This window comes from Pseudonocardia kunmingensis (assembly GCF_006716445.1).
In the GTDB taxonomy this organism is placed as follows: domain Bacteria; phylum Actinomycetota; class Actinomycetes; order Mycobacteriales; family Pseudonocardiaceae; genus Pseudonocardia; species Pseudonocardia kunmingensis.
The window spans coordinates 594,178-608,074 of sequence record NZ_VFPA01000002.1 but is presented as its reverse complement, the minus strand read 5'-3'; the positions used below and the strand labels follow the sequence as shown (position 1 = coordinate 608,074).

The 13,897-nt window shown below is 71.3% G+C and carries 11 protein-coding genes; 4 read left to right on the top strand and 7 right to left on the bottom strand.

The features are described from left to right. Positions 1 to 8: 8 nt before the first annotated feature. Complete coding sequence (locus FB558_RS18730; RefSeq protein ID WP_142055233.1) at positions 9 to 842, top strand: enoyl-CoA hydratase/isomerase family protein; 834 nt, start codon at positions 9 to 11, stop codon at positions 840 to 842. Positions 843 to 944: 102 nt separating this feature from the next. After that, positions 945 to 1,658, top strand: coding sequence for a TetR family transcriptional regulator (locus FB558_RS18725; protein WP_142055231.1), 714 nt, complete (start codon positions 945 to 947; stop codon positions 1,656 to 1,658). Here the strand turns inward: FB558_RS18725 and FB558_RS18720 are convergent. Both FB558_RS18720 and FB558_RS18715 read right to left on the bottom strand, forming a co-directional pair. After that, a complete protein-coding gene (locus tag FB558_RS18720) occupies positions 1,655 to 2,743 on the bottom strand; it encodes an acyl-CoA dehydrogenase family protein (protein ID WP_142055229.1) in 1,089 nt (362 codons plus the stop codon). The two genes, FB558_RS18725 and FB558_RS18720, sit on opposite strands and share 4 nt — an antisense overlap. 22 nt (positions 2,744 to 2,765) lie before the next feature. Further along, the gene (locus FB558_RS18715; protein WP_246106603.1) at positions 2,766 to 4,154 is read right to left on the bottom strand and encodes an acyl-CoA dehydrogenase family protein; all 1,389 of its coding nucleotides are present in this window, start codon (positions 4,152 to 4,154) and stop codon (positions 2,766 to 2,768) included. On the opposite strand from FB558_RS18715, the gene FB558_RS18710 reads away from it, so the two are divergent. Next, a complete protein-coding gene (locus FB558_RS18710) occupies positions 4,147 to 5,124 on the top strand; it encodes an MBL fold metallo-hydrolase (RefSeq protein WP_246106602.1) in 978 nt (325 codons plus the stop codon). The genes FB558_RS18715 and FB558_RS18710 overlap by 8 nt on opposite strands. 170 nt (positions 5,125 to 5,294) lie before the next feature. Here the strand turns inward: FB558_RS18710 and FB558_RS18705 are convergent, their stop codons facing one another. Next, positions 5,295 to 6,506 (bottom strand): CaiB/BaiF CoA transferase family protein, encoded by a 1,212-nt coding sequence (locus FB558_RS18705; RefSeq protein WP_170231398.1) that lies wholly within the window; start codon positions 6,504 to 6,506, stop codon positions 5,295 to 5,297. A gap of 120 nt (positions 6,507 to 6,626) precedes the next feature. Between FB558_RS18705 and FB558_RS18700 the strand changes: the two genes are divergently transcribed. After that, positions 6,627 to 7,658 (top strand): DUF2889 domain-containing protein, encoded by a 1,032-nt coding sequence (locus FB558_RS18700; protein WP_170231397.1) that lies wholly within the window; start codon positions 6,627 to 6,629, stop codon positions 7,656 to 7,658. Between the two features lie 102 nt (positions 7,659 to 7,760). On the opposite strand, the gene FB558_RS18695 is transcribed toward FB558_RS18700, so the two are convergent. From FB558_RS18695 to FB558_RS18680, 4 genes are all read right to left on the bottom strand, one after another. Continuing rightward, the gene (locus tag FB558_RS18695; RefSeq protein ID WP_142055221.1) at positions 7,761 to 8,528 is read right to left on the bottom strand and encodes an SDR family NAD(P)-dependent oxidoreductase; all 768 of its coding nucleotides are present in this window, start codon (positions 8,526 to 8,528) and stop codon (positions 7,761 to 7,763) included. Between the two features lie 49 nt (positions 8,529 to 8,577). After that, positions 8,578 to 10,737, bottom strand: a complete 2,160-nt coding sequence (locus FB558_RS18690) for an acyl-CoA dehydrogenase family protein (RefSeq protein ID WP_142055219.1) — start codon at positions 10,735 to 10,737, stop codon at positions 8,578 to 8,580. Positions 10,738 to 10,865: 128 nt separating this feature from the next. Further along, a complete protein-coding gene (locus FB558_RS18685) occupies positions 10,866 to 12,296 on the bottom strand; it encodes an NAD-dependent succinate-semialdehyde dehydrogenase (RefSeq protein WP_142055217.1) in 1,431 nt (476 codons plus the stop codon). Positions 12,297 to 12,330: 34 nt separating this feature from the next. Then, positions 12,331 to 13,827: a class I adenylate-forming enzyme family protein gene (locus tag FB558_RS18680; protein WP_142055215.1), complete on the bottom strand. Its 1,497-nt coding sequence runs from the start codon at positions 13,825 to 13,827 to the stop codon at positions 12,331 to 12,333. Positions 13,828 to 13,897 lie beyond the last annotated feature (70 nt).

Sequence of the window (13,897 nt, the reverse complement as noted above, 5' to 3'; positions counted from 1 at the left end):
GACCAGCAATGCCGCTCGACGTCGAAGGATGGGCAGCCGCAGGACTCGACTTCCGGGTCGAGAACTCGGTCGCGTTCCTGACGCTCAACCGCCCCCACATCAAGAACGCGGTGACCCATCCGCTCCGCAACGCGATCCTGGCGAGCCTGGACGAGGTGCGGAGCGACCCGGCGATCCGCGCCGCGCTCGTCACGGGCGCGGGCACTGCGTTCTGCTCCGGAGCCGATCTCAGCGAGGCCGACCACATCGAGATCCCGCCGGAGCACCGCCGCGGCACCCCGACCCACGTCCGCCGCGAGGACGGGCTCGCCTACGGGTGGTGGCGGATCATCGAGAAGGTCTGGGAGAACACCAAACCCATCGTCGCGGCCGTGAACGGCCCGGCCTACGGGTTCGGCTGCAACTTCGCCTTCGCGTGCGACCTCGTGATCGCGGGCGAGTCGGCGCGGTTCAGCGAGATCTTCGTCCAGCGCGGTCTCCCGCTCGAGGCGAGCGGCGCTTACCTGCTGACCCGCAGCGTCTCCCCCGTCCGCGCCCGCGAGCTCGCCCTCTTCGGCGACCCGCTGCCGGCGACGACCGCCGAGCAGTGGGGCTTGGTCAACCGATGCGTCCCGGACGGCGATCTGATGAAGGTCGCCACCGGATGGGCCGAGCGGCTGGCGAGCGGGCCGACGATCGGGATCGGGCACATCAAGTCGCAGATCAACCAGGGCCTGGACATGAACATCCGCCAGACCTGGCGCGAGGAGGTCACCTTCCTCGGCATCGGACCCGGCGAGGACCAGGCCGAGGCGGGGTTGGCGTTCCGCGAGAAGCGGGCGCCGAAGTTCACCGGCCGCTGAAGGAGCTCACCGGCTGACCGGGCCGCCCGGCTCCCCCTGTTACCGTCAGGGCTACCGCAAACCCTGCGGCAGTACACATCGAACGTCGAGGACGGACCATCCATGCCGCACCGCTCGTCGGCGGCCGGGGCCGACGCGCCTCCCACCCGGGTGAGCCGAGGGTCGATCAGCGCGGAGATGATCGTCGAAGGCGCCTTCGAGCTCGCCGGGCGTGACGGCGTCGACGGGCTGAGCATGCCGAAGCTCGCTCGCCACCTCTCGATCGGCGTCACCAGCATCTATTGGTACTTCAAGAGCAAGGACGAGCTCCTCGACGCCCTGACCGCCGAGGCGCTGATCCGCTTCTACGCCCAGCTACCGACGTTCGAGGAGCTGCCGTGGGACGAGCGGCTGCGGGAGCACTTCCGCGCCTTCCGGAGGGTCTTCCGCGAGGACGACGTGCTGTGTGACCTCATCCTGCTGCGGTCCGGCCACTTCGAGGGCAACTCGCTCGCGGTCTGGTGGCCCCGGTTCGAGTCCATCCTGGTTCAGCTGCAGGATGCGGGTTTCAGCAGCCGGGCGGCCGCGGACGCCTACTTCGTGCTCTCGGTGTACGTGCGCGGGGCGGTCGTCGTCGAGCGCGTCATGACGCCGGCGGACCACCCGCGGCCGTCCACGACCTACCAGCGCACCAGTCGCCTGGACCGCGACGCCTACCCCTTGACCTACCAGGCCGCCCTCGAGCACTCGTTCACCGGCGTGGCCGACGAGGAGTTCGAGCGCGGGCTCGACCTGACCATCAAGGGTCTGCGCGACAGCGTCGCGGACCAGGACTAGAGCCCATGGAGCTCCGCGAGGGCGTCACGGTGGTGGTGCGGGTCGCCGAACAGCTGCTCGAGGGTCTTCGCACGTCGCAGATAGAGATGGGCCGGGTGCTCCCAGGTGTAGCCGATCCCGCCGAGTACCTGGATCGTGGATTCGGCAACGCTCGTCGCCGCACGCGAGCAGTACACCTTCGCGACCGCCGCGACGTCCGCGAGCTCGTCAGGCGGCCCGTCGACGGCCCGTAGCGCGGCGTCCACCGCGGCGCGGGAGCACTCGACGAGCACGAACATGTCGGCGCACAAGTGCTGCACCGCCTGGAACGACCCGATCGGCCGGCCGAACTGCTCGCGGGTCCTCGCGTAGTCGACGGCGATCTCGAGCAGCCGTTCGGCCAGTCCGAGCTGCTCGGCGGCCGCGGCGACAGCGGCCACGTGCCGCAGCCGCGTGAGCCCCGCCGTGTAGTCGCCGCCGAGCCGGACGGCCGCGGCGCGGGTGAGCCGGAGCCGCGACTGCCTGCGGGTCAGGTCGAGGACGTCCACGTCCTCACACTCCACCCCCGGTTCACCCGAATCCACGGCGAAGAGCCCCACCTCCTCGCCCACCCGGGCGACCACGAGCAGGATGCCGGCGAGCGGCCCGTCGAGCAGCCCGACCTTGTGCCCGGTCAGCTGCCACGTCGATCCGCCCCCGGTGGCACAGGTGGTCTCGCCCGAGGCGTCGTCGAGCGCGAGGGTGGCGATCGTCGAGCCATCGGCGATCCCGGGGAGGATGCGCTTTGCCGCGGTCTCGTCCCCGGCGGCGAGCACCGCCGTGGGGACGAGCACTGCTGTGGAGAGCACGGGCGCCGGCACCAGGGCGCGCGCGGCCTCCTGGAGCGCGACACCGCTCTCGACGTGCGTGAGCCCCTGCCCTCCGAGCTCCTCGGGCACCAGGATCCCGGCCAGGCCGGCCTGCGCGGCGAGCAGGGACCACAGCCCGCGGTCGTAGGGTCCGCCGTCGACGAACCGGCGGACGTGCTCGTCCGGTGATCGCTCGGCGAACAGGCCACGCAGTGCGGCGCGGAACTCCACGCGCTCGGCCGACGTCGTCGTGGTCATGTACTCCTCCTGCGTCGGTCGATCAGCCGTTGCGCGGCAGGGCGAGCACACGCTCGGCGATGATGTTCTTGACGATCTGAGTGGTGCCCGCGGCGATCGTGGCCGAGCGCGCCGACAGATACGCGTGCGCTGCGGCGGGGTCCTCGCCGCGAACGGCTGCGGCTCCGGCTATCGCCATCTGCACCGACTCGACACGTTGGCTCACCTCGCTGTGCACCAGCTTGATCACCGACTGCTCGGGTCCTGGCTGCTGCCCCCCGGCGAGCCGCTCGAGCATCTGCCTGCCGAGCAGCCCGAGCACCCGCGCGTCGACGTACCCGTCGAGCAGTTCGTCGCGCAGTCCGGGGCCGAGCGGCTCGGTACGCGTGTCGGCGCGGTTGGCCTCGAGCAGGTCCACGGTGCGCTGCTCCAGCCTGGCGGCGAACGTCGCCACCCCGGCCCGCTCGTGTCCCAGCGTCGTCATCGTGATCCGCCAGCCGTCGTTCAGCGGGCCCAGGAGGTTCGCCACCGGGACCCGTACGTCGGTGAAGAACACCTCGGCGAACTCGGCCCCGCCGTTGATCTGGCGGATCGGACGCACCTCGACGCCAGGGGTTGCCATGTCCACCAGCAGCACGGAGATCCCCCGGTGCTTGGGCGCCTGCGGGTCGGTGCGGACCAGCAGTTGCATGTGGGTGGCGTATATGCCGTTCGAGGTCCAGATCTTCTGGCCGTTCACCACGAAGTCGTCGCCGTCGCGGACCGCGCGCGTGCGCAGTCCGGCGAGGTCGGATCCCGCACCCGGTTCGCTGAAGCCCTGGCACCACACCTCGTCGATACTGAGGATGGCCGCGAGGTGCCGCTTCTGCTCGTCGGTGCCGTGTGCCTGCAGGGTCGGCCCGACGTTCTTCAGGCCGAGCATGCCGGGCAGCACCGGGCAACCCTTCTCGGCGAAGACGTCCTCGACCGCCATCGCCTCCAGCGTGCCGAGACCGCGCCCGCCGTACTCGACCGGCCACCGTGGCGCCGCCCAACCCTCTCGCGCCATGCGTCGCTGCCAGGCACAGCGCGCCTCCCACGTGGACACGTCCGGCCAGTCGCGGCGGAAAGCAGCGAGCTCCGCGTCGACGAACCGACGGAGTTCCTCGAGGAGGGCGGACGTCATGTCGCTCCTGGGGTCGTTGGTGTCTCGCAGCGCGCGGAGAAGATCCGATCCGCGACTATACCGATAGATATTTAATCTGAATAGGCTCTTGTTCCTGTTGCTTCCCTTCCCTATCGTCCAGTCGGTCAGGCGGATGCGGCGAGGAAGTGGGTCAGGACCGATGGGGATCACCGTGGTCGGAACCAGGCAGCTCGCTGCCTGGAACGAGAGACGGCTCCCGCCGGTCGAACGGCTGGCGAGCGGGCTGTGGTCCGTGCCGGTGCCCATCCCGGACAACCCCCTGCGCTACACGCTCAGCTACCTCCTCCCCTGCGACGACGGCCTCCTCGTCGTCGACCCGGGCTGGGACAGCGACGACGGCTGGACCGCGCTCGTCGCCGGGCTCACGGCGACGGGAGCAGGACCAGGGGACGTCGTCGGGGTGGTGGCCACGCACGTCCACCCCGACCACCACGGTCTGTCGGCGCGGTTGCGGGCCGAGTCCGGGGCCTGGATCGCGATGCACCCCGCGGAGCGCGACACGCTGCCACAGCGCACCGAGCAGGCCCGATCCGACCGGCTGCGCGCCACCTCGGCGTGGTTGCGCCGCAGCGGTGCACCCAAGCTCGACATCGCGCAGCTGATCGCCCCGCTGGCGCCCGGTGGCGCCGCCGCCGACCGCGCCGCGATGGCCGAGCCCGACGTGCTCCTCGCCGACGGCGACCGGGTACCGGTGCGGGGCCGGGCGGTGCGCGCCGTCTGGACGCCCGGGCACACGCCCGGCCACCTGTGCCTGGTCGATGCGGACGCCGGGGTGCTGCTCACGGGGGACCACGTGCTGCCGAGGATCACCCCGAACGTCGGGCTCAGCCCGGCGGCCCCGCAGGCACCACTGGCCCGGTTCCTCGAGTCCCTGGACCGCGTCGCCGCCTACGACCAGCACCTTGCGCTCCCCGCACACGAGTACCGCTTCCGCGGTCTCGCCGCCCGCACGCGAGCGCTCCGCCTGCACCACGAGGACCGCTGCCGCGAGCTGCTCGAACTGGTCGTGGAGCTCGACCGGCCGACGCTGTGGCAGGTCGCGGCCAACCTCACCTGGTCTCGCCCGTGGCAGGGGATCGGCCCGATGCGCATCGCCGCTCTCGCCGAGACGGCCGCACACGTCCAGCACCTCGTGGACCAGTCGCAACTAGCCTGGCTGCCCGACGACGGCGCGGCCCCACGCCTCGGCCTTCCGGCCACCACCTCGGTGGCCTGACGCCGCGGCCGAAGGAGCGTGCCCTGAACACCCGCGAGACGGCCCGCGCCATGCACCCGCGGCTCGGTCCGACCGCGTAGCCCCTGGTGGCGTTGCTCGCCCGGGTCACGGTGACGTCGAGCGGTGGGGATCGGCACCCTCGACCAGAGCCCGTCGGGTGAGGTCGAGCGTCATGCGACGACTCCTCGTTCGCGCAGGCGCGCGATCTCGGCGTCGTCGTAGCCCGCCTCCGCGAGCACGTCGGCTGTGTGCTCGCCGAAGTCGGGTGCACGCCGGATGTCCCCAGGATCCTCGTCGAACATCAGGGGCGGTGTCGGCATCGCCAGCGGGCCGTCGGGGTAGTCGACCTCCTGGATCAGACGGTTCGCGATCGCCTGCGGGTCGTCGTGGATCTCCTCGGTGCTCTGCACCCCCGCCCACACCCCACGGGTCGTGTTCAGCGCCGTGGTCCAGTCTGCGTAGTCACGTGTCGAGAAGATGCGGTCGATCTCGTCCATCAGGGCGAGGTTGTTGGACCGTCGGTCGGCCGTGTGTACGAAGCGCGGGTCGTCGGCCAGGTCCTCCCGGCCCAGATGCGCGCACAGGTCCACCCACAGGGCATCGGCATCGCCGAGAAGCGACAGGTAGATGAACCGGCCGTCGCGGGTCCTGTAGGTCCCCGATGACCACGCCGTGTGCTCCCGCGGGATTCGCTCGCCGAACGAGCGCTGCTCGCCCGGCATCTTCGCGCTGATCACCGCCGGGCCGTTGAACCACATCGCCGTCCCCAGCAGCGAGGAGTCGACGACGGGAGCCACGCCCGTACGCTCCCGCTGGAACAGCGCCGAGCAGATTCCGCCGGCGAGGACCAATCCGGACATCCCGTCGCCGTGGCCCACCATCCCGGGAGCGAAGTCGATCCCGGTCACCGTCATCGCCGAGTGCGCCAGGGACCCGCGGGCCCACCACGACGCACCGTCGTAGCCGCCGCGGCCGGCCTCCGGCCCACGCGGTCCCGCGCCGGTGCCCTTGGCGTAGACGATGCGCGGGTTCACCTTCCGGATCTGGTCGATGTCGAACCCGAGCTTGCGGCGGGTGGCGGGCAGGAAGCTGGTGAGGAAGACGTCCGCCTCGGCCGCAAGCCGCAGCAGGACCTCCTGGCCGATGGGGTCGGCGAGGTCGAGGGCGATCCCCCGCTTGCCGCGGTTGTAGTGGCGGAACATCCAGTGCGCGCCGCCCGGCTCGGCGTTGCCGCCTCCGAACAGCCGCATCGGGTCGGGTGATCGCGGGTTCTCCACGTGGACGACGTCAGCGCCCCAGCTGGCGAGGACCGCTCCCGCCGCGGGACAGAAGGCCCACATGGTCAGGTCGAGCACCTTGATCCCGTCCAGAGATCCCGTCACGGCCGCTCCTCGTCGAAGGTCGTGGATCACGCAAGATACGGAAAACATTGCGGTAAGGCGGACTGTAAGCCATTCGAACACATGTGTCCTCCCTCGAGATCGCGTCGTAGGATCCGAGGAATGGACCAACCCGCGGCCGACACCGGATTCCGGATGGTGGCCGACCCAGCAGCGAACACCCCGGTGCGCCTCCCGTTCTCGGTACGCCGGACGAGCAGCATGGACATGCTGCGACCACGCGGCCTCACCGACCCGACGTTGATCGTGCGCGGCGTCGCGCGCGACGTCGTCACCGACGCCGAGGGCGTCGGGACCGTCTCCGCGCAGGCGCGGCTCGACGCCGAGGTCCGGTTCGATGCGTCCCGCGCCCTCGTCGCACTGACGACGAGCCCGGCCTGCGACACCGAGCGTCTCCTCGGGCTCGCGGTCGCGTCCGGGTTCCGCGCGGCGGCCGACCGCGCGCTCGATCCCGACGAGCACGGCGGGGTTCTCGCGCTCCTGCTCGACGATCTGCCGGTCGCCGTCCTCATCGCGGGCTACGCGCTGGCGCTGACCCGGGAGCTCCCCGCGGAGGTGGTGTCGTTCGTACCGAAGGTCGATCTGTGCTCCGGCTGGCGCGACGACGGCGTGATGGTCGCGTCGCTGCGTCGAGGGGAACGGATGCCGCTGCGCCTCGGCCCGCCCGCTCCCGTCCTGGACCGGCCGGACGACCCCCTGTCCTGGCACCCGACCCAGCCGCTCGCGCCCCTCGCCATGCGCAGGCGCCGTCGCATCGACCTCGTGCTGGGCGAGCGGGACCGCGGGTGTGCGGTCGAGGCGATGTTCCGCGACACCTACGTCGACCCCGACGACGGCGAGAGCGTCGTGCACGAGTACGAGCTGCACGCCGATCTGACGCGGGAGCGGCACCTGATCGGAGGGACCGCGAGTGAGGCACTGGTACTGGGCGACGTGCACGCCACTCCCCGGGTTCTGCCCTGGCCCGAGTGCCCGGTCGCCGCGGCCAGTGCGGCCCGTATCAGCGGGACACCCGTGTCGGAGGTCGCCGGCCACGTGCGGAGCGAGCTGCGCGGGACGCCGACCTGTACCCACCTCAACGACCTGTTGCGCTCCCTCGCGGGAGTCGAAGCGATGGCACGACAGAGCACCTGACCCGGACAGCAATGCGGTGCATGACTGAGATCTCCTCCCCCCGTCGGGTGGCGAGGTCACCGGCGGCTCAGGAGGGTCCCGGCGGCGCGGACGGACCACCTGTCAGATGTTGAAACGCAGCGCCCCGTCGATGCGGATCGTCTCGCCGTTGAGGTAGTCGTTGTCGACGATCTGCAGTGCGAGCTTGGCGTACTCGTCCGCATGGCCCATCCGCTTCGGGTTGGGAACGCCCGGACCCCACTTGGCCTGGGCCTCCTCCTCCGACATCCGGTAGGCGGGAGTGAAGAACGTGCCGGGCGCGATGCACATCACCCGGACGCCGACGGGCGCGAGGTCGCGCGCAGCAGTCAGGGTCAGACCGATGACCCCACCCTTGGCGGCCGAGTAGTCGCTCTGGCCGACCTGGCCCTCGAAGCCCGCGATGCTCGCCGTCGTGATCACCACGCCGCGCTGACCGGAGTCGAGCGGTTCGTTCTTCGACATCGCCGCCGCGGCCTTGCTCAGCACGTGGTAGGTGCCGGTCAGGAAGATCTCGACCGTGCGGCGGAACGTCTCGACCGGATAGGGCTCACCCTTCCGGTTCACGATCCGCTTGCCGGCCGCCGGGCCGCCGTGCACGACGACCGTGGCGCGCAGCGGACCGAGCTCGGTCGCGGCGGCGATGGCGTTGTCGACCGAGGCCTCGTCGGTGACGTCGGTGGGCACGAAGCGGACGGCGCTGCCCAGTGCGTCCTCGAGCGCCTTGCCCTTGTCCTCCGCCATGTCGGCGACCACGACCTGCGCGCCGGCCTTGACGAGGCGGCGGACGGTGGCCTCACCGAACCCGCCTGCTCCGCCGGTGACGAGCGCCGACGCTCCGTTCAGCTCCATCTCGATCCCTTCCTACGGGTGGTCCAGCTCACGGGCTCGTCGCACGACGTCAGGCGACGAGCGGATCGCGGGGCAGGCCGAGCAGTCGCTCGGCGATGACGTTGCGTCCGATCTCGGACGTGCCGCCCGCGATCGTCAGGCACCGGTCGAACAGATAGGCGAACAGGTAGTCGGTCTCGCCGGCCGCCACGATGGCCCGAGCGGCGATGCGGCGGCCGAGCTCGCTGACCCGCTGGGCATGCTCCGCGGAGAGCAGCTTGGTGATGTTGCCTTCCGGCCCGGGCGGGCCGCCCACCACCGCGCGCACGGCTTGGCGCAGGTTGAGCAGGCGCATCGCCTGCTCCTCCGCGACAAGGCGGGCGATCTCGCGGGCGAGCGCGTCGTCGCCGGGGGCACACCGCGCCTGCAGGTCGAACAGGTCGGACGCCGACAGGCCCTGCCGGCTGCCGCCGCCGATGGTGACCCGCTCGTTGCCGAGCGTGGCCCTGGCGACCGCCCACCCCTGGTGCACGCCGCCGACCACGTCGGCGTCGGGCACGAAGACGTCGTCGAAGAAGACCTCGTTGAACAGCGACTCGCCGGTGATCTCGCGCAGGGGGCGGACCTCGACGCCCGGGGCGGTCATGTCGATCGCCATCATGGTGATGCCGCGGTGCTTCCGAGCATCGGGATCGGTGCGCACCGTGGCGAACCCGCGGTTGCAGTGCTGGGCGCCGCTGGTCCAGACCTTCTGGCCGTTGACGATCCACCCGCCGTCCACGCGGACCCCGCGGGTGGACACCGCCGCGGCGTCCGAGCCCGCGCCGGGCTCGCTGAACAGCTGGCACCAGTTCAGGTCGCCCAGCAGCGAGGGCCGCACCCAGCGCTCGACCTGCTCGGGCGTGCCGTGCTGGGCCAGGGTGAGGGTGACCCACCCGCCGATGCCGAGCACGGGCAGGTCGACTCCGGCGAACTCGGCCTCGATGACCAGCTGCTCGATGGCCCCCGCCGCCCGGCCCCACGGCAGCGGCCAGTGCGGCACGAGGTAGCCGGAGTCGACGAGCGCGTGCCTCCGCTCGCTCTCCGGGAGGGTGGCGAAGCGCTCGACGAACGCGCGTGCCTCCGCGCGGTGGGTCTCCGCCTCCGGGGGAAGGTCGATCGCGTAACTGCGGCGCACTCCCGCCCGCGTGAGGGTGACGATCTCGTCCTCGAACGCGGCGGCAGGAGCCACGAGCGCCGAGAGGCCCGCGGCGCGACGCAGGTAGAGGTGGGCGTCGTGCTCCCACGTGAAGCCGATGCCTCCGTGGAGCTGGATGTTCGTCTCCGCATTGCGGACGGCGGCCTCCACCGCGCTCGTGACGCCGACGGCGGCCGCCAGCGCGGCCTGCTCGTCGAGGCCGGTACCGACCGCTCGCGCGGCGTCCCACGCCACCGCCGTCGCGAGCTCGGCACCCACCAGCATGTTCGCGGCGTGGTGCTTGACCGCCTGGAAGGTGCCGATCGTGCGGCCGAACTGGACCCGCACCGTGGCGTACTCCGTGGCCATCTCGACGCATGCATGGGCGATGCCGGAGGCCTCGACGGCCGCCAGGGCCCGCACCGTCCGGGTCGCGACGCCCAGCGCGCCCGGCAGGACGCGCTCGTCCGGCACGGTCACGCCGTCGAGGTGCACGGCGGCGAACCGCCGGGTGGGGTCGATGCCCGGCAACGCGGTGACCTGGACGCCCGGGGCGTCGGCCGCGACCGCGACGAGGTCCTCACCCACGGTGAGGACGAGCAGTGCGTCAGGCAGGTGAGCGCCGAGCACGGCACCCGCGTCACCGCTGACGGTGCCGTCCGCGCCCCGCGTGAGACCGCCGCCGAGACCCACCGCACCGGTCTGCGAACCGTCGGCGAGGGCGGGCAGGCACTTGCTGCGCAGCTCGTCACCGCCCGTCGCGGCGATGATCGCGGAGGCGCAGGTCGTCGAGAGCAGCGGCCCCGGCGCCACGGCGCGCCCGAACTCCGCCAGTACGACGGCGAGCTCGGGCACTCCGAAGCCCTGCCCTCCGTACTCCACCGGGACGTGCAGCCCGAGCCAGCCGAGCTCCGCGACCGCCCCCCAGTACTCGGGCAGGGTCTCGTCGGCGTCCAGGAACCCGCGCGACACCGCCCTCGCCTGGTGGTCGGTGAGGAACGCGCGAACAACGTCCGCCAGCTCACGGTGTTCGTCGGTCAATGCCAGCGCCATCGGTACTCCTGTCCGTCCTCCTCGGCAGCCGTGAACCTCCGAGATGACCACACAATAAGATAGATGAATGCAATGAACAAACTGGGCCGCTCAGGGTGCGGCAGCTTGGTCGCAGCCTCAGATGTGCCTCACAGGGCGATCCCGCACACCTTCTCGTCGAGGTACTCGTGGATGCCCTGGCGCGCACCCTCCCGGCCCAGCCCGCTCTCCTTGATCCCGCCGAACGGCACGGCAGCCGACGTCGGGTTCACGTCGTTGATCCCGATGATCCCGAAGTCCAGCGCCTCCGCCGTCCGCAACGCCCGGCTCAGGTCGCGCGTGTAGACGTAGGACGCCAGGCCATAGGTGGTGTCGTTGGCCATCTCCAGGACCTCGTCCTCGTCGTCGAACTCGACGATGGGCGCGATCGGCCCGAAGGTCTCCTCCCGGTAGACGAGCATGTCCGGGGTGACCCCGCGCAACACGGTCGGTTCCCAGAAGCAGCCCTTGTCGTACTCGGGGCCGGTGAGCCGCTTCCCACCGGCGAGCACCTCGGCGCCCTTCGCGAGCGCGTCGTCGACCTGCCGCTGCATCTTGGCGAGGGCCTGCTCGTCGATCAGTGGGCCGACGCCGACGCCGGAGGTGAGGCCGTGGCCCGCCACCACCTTCTCGAGCCGATCACGCAGGGTCGCGGCGAACGGCTCGACGATGGAACGCTGCACGAACAGGCGGTTCGGGCAGATGCAGGCCTGCCCCGTGTTCAGCAGCTTGATCGCGGCGGCGCCCTTCGCGGCGTGCACCGGGTCGGCGTCGTTGAAGACGAGGAAGGGGGCGTGCCCGCCGAGCTCGAGCGAGACCCGCTTCATCTGCTCCGCGGCGCGGGCCGCGATGACCTTGCCCACCTCGGTCGAACCCGTAAAGCTGATCTTGCGGACCGCCGGCTCGCCGAGCATGACGTCCCCGATCGGGCCGGGGTCCGACGACGTCACGAGGTTGACCACTCCGGCGGGAACCCCGGCCTCCTCGAGCAGCTTCACCGTCGCGATCGCACAGAGGGGCGTCTGCTCGGCCGGCTTGACCACGACCGTGCAGCCTGCCGCAAGGGCGGGCGCGATCTTGCGGGTCAGCATGGAGATCGGGTAGTTCCAGGGCGTGATCATCGCCGCCACGCCGACCGGCTGGTGCATCACGATGAACCGCTGGTCGGCGCGAGCGGACGGGATCGTCTCGCCGTAGACGCGCTTGGCCTCCTCCGCGAACCACAGGAGGAAGTCCGCGGCGTACCCGACCTCGTTGCGCGCCATCTTCAGGGGCTTGCCCTGCTCGCGGGTCATCAACGTGGCGAGCTCCTCGCGGCGCTCGGTCATGAGCTGCCAGGCGCGGTGGAGCACCGCGGAACGCTGGTGGGCCGTCTGCTTCGACCACGCGCGGAACGCGCGTTGCGCGGCGGCGACGGCCGCGACGGCGTCCTCCCGGCCCGCGTCCGCGACCGTGCCGAGAACCTCGCCGGACGCGGGGTCCCGCGATGCGAACTCGCGCCCCGAGGCCGCGGGGGTCCAGGCCCCGTCGATGAACAGCATCGCTCTCCGATCCGATCGTCTCTCCCGCCGGGGCTCAGACGGGCTGGGCATCCTTTTCACCCACCATCGCGACCAGCGCGCGGCGAAGGATCTTGCCGGTGGCCGTCGTGGGCAGCTCGCCGAGGAACACGACGTCGTCGGGCGTCTTGTGCCCCCGGAGCCGGGCACGGACGAACTGCCGCAGCACGTCCCCGTCGCCTTCGTGCCCGTCACGGAGCACGACGAACGCCGCGATGCGCTGCCCCCATTCGAGGTCCGGCACCCCCGCCACCGCGCATTCGAGCACGGACTCGTGAGCCGCCAGCGCGTCCTCGATCTCGGCGGGTGCGATGTTCTCCCCGCCGCGGATGATCGTGTCGTCGGCCCGGCCCTGGACGTAGAGGAAGCCCGCCTCGTCGAGGTAGCCCCGGTCCCGGGTGGGGAACCAGCCGTCGGCGCCGACGAGGCTGCCCGCCTCGACGTACTCGCCCGCCACCTGCGGCCCGCGCACGACGATGTCGCCGACCTCACCGGGCGCGGCGGGCAGTCCGTCCAGGTCGTGCACCTCGATCTCGACCGAGGGCAGCGCCCGCCCGACCGATCCGAGACGGGCACGGACCCCGGGGTCGTCGCTGGCGACCGCCGTACGGTGGTCCTCGGGCCCGAGGACGGCGATCGACGAGGCTGTCTCGGTCAGGCCGTAGGCGTTGACGAACCCCGTATCGGGGAAGAGCCGGAGCGCGGCGGCGATCACCTCGGGAGCGATCTTGGCCCCACCGTAGGAGAGCGACCGCAGGCTCGCAGGCGCCGTCCCGGCACGCTCGCGCAGCTCTGCGACGATCCGCACGAGCATCGTGGGCACGACCATCGCGTGCGTGATCGCCTGCTCCTCGACGATGTCGAGCCAGCCGGCGGCCGAGAACTGGTCGAGGTAGACGACCCGACGGCCCGAGTAGATGTTGGACAGCACGTTCGCGACCGCGGCGATGTGGTAGGGCGGCACGCACACGAGCGTCGCATCGGTGTCGGCCACCGAGGCGTACTCCACCGAGCCGAAGATGTAGGACCCGAGGTGGCGGTGACGCAGCACCGCGCTCTTCGGCGCCGCGGTGGTCCCGCTCGTCATCAACAGCACCGCGATCCCGTCTGCATCGACCTCGTCGGCGGTGCGCGGCGACTCGGCGGGGGGCAGCGCCAGGAACTCCGTGATCCCCATCGTCCGCCTCCCCGGCGCGCGCTCGGGCGCGTCGGTGACGACGAGCGGGTTTTCCTGCCTGTTCAGGACGTCGTCGAGCTGCTTTGCGCTCAGGCGGTAGTTCACGGGCAGGAACGGGATGCCGGCAAGCGCGGCGGCGAACATCGCCACCGGGAAGGCCGGCCCGTTCCCGCCGAGGAACACCAGGCGATCAGCACCGGTCCCAGCGAGGTGGGCGGCGCCCGCCGCCGCCTTCTCACGGATGTCGGCTCCGGTCAGGCCCTCGGTCCGGTCACCGATCAGGACACGATCGCCCATCCCGTCGGCCACCATGTCGAGAATCATGGCCAGGTTCATCGACAGCCCCCCGCACGGTCCACCAGCTCTAGGTCAATCAGTAATATATATGAGAGGTTGCCGGAAGAGA

Bases quoted from the DNA above. Each gene is read 5' to 3' on its own strand.
- FB558_RS18695 (WP_142055221.1), bottom strand. From the start codon at position 8,528: ATGGAGCTGAACGGAGCGTCGGCGCTCGTCACCGGCGGAGCAGGCGGG.
- FB558_RS18685 (WP_142055217.1), bottom strand. From the start codon at position 12,296: ATGCTGTTCATCGACGGGGCCTGGACCCCCGCGGCCTCGGGGCGCGAG.
- FB558_RS18730 (WP_142055233.1), top strand. From the start codon at position 9: ATGCCGCTCGACGTCGAAGGATGGGCAGCCGCAGGACTCGACTTCCGG.
- FB558_RS18725 (WP_142055231.1), top strand. From the start codon at position 945: ATGCCGCACCGCTCGTCGGCGGCCGGGGCCGACGCGCCTCCCACCCGG.
- FB558_RS18690 (WP_142055219.1), bottom strand. From the start codon at position 10,737: ATGGCGCTGGCATTGACCGACGAACACCGTGAGCTGGCGGACGTTGTT.
- FB558_RS18715 (WP_246106603.1), bottom strand. From the start codon at position 4,154: ATGGGCACCGGCACGGACCACAGCCCGCTCGCCAGCCGTTCGACCGGC.
- FB558_RS18700 (WP_170231397.1), top strand. From the start codon at position 6,627: ATGGACCAACCCGCGGCCGACACCGGATTCCGGATGGTGGCCGACCCA.
- FB558_RS18720 (WP_142055229.1), bottom strand. From the start codon at position 2,743: ATGACCACGACGACGTCGGCCGAGCGCGTGGAGTTCCGCGCCGCACTG.
- FB558_RS18680 (WP_142055215.1), bottom strand. From the start codon at position 13,827: ATGAACCTGGCCATGATTCTCGACATGGTGGCCGACGGGATGGGCGAT.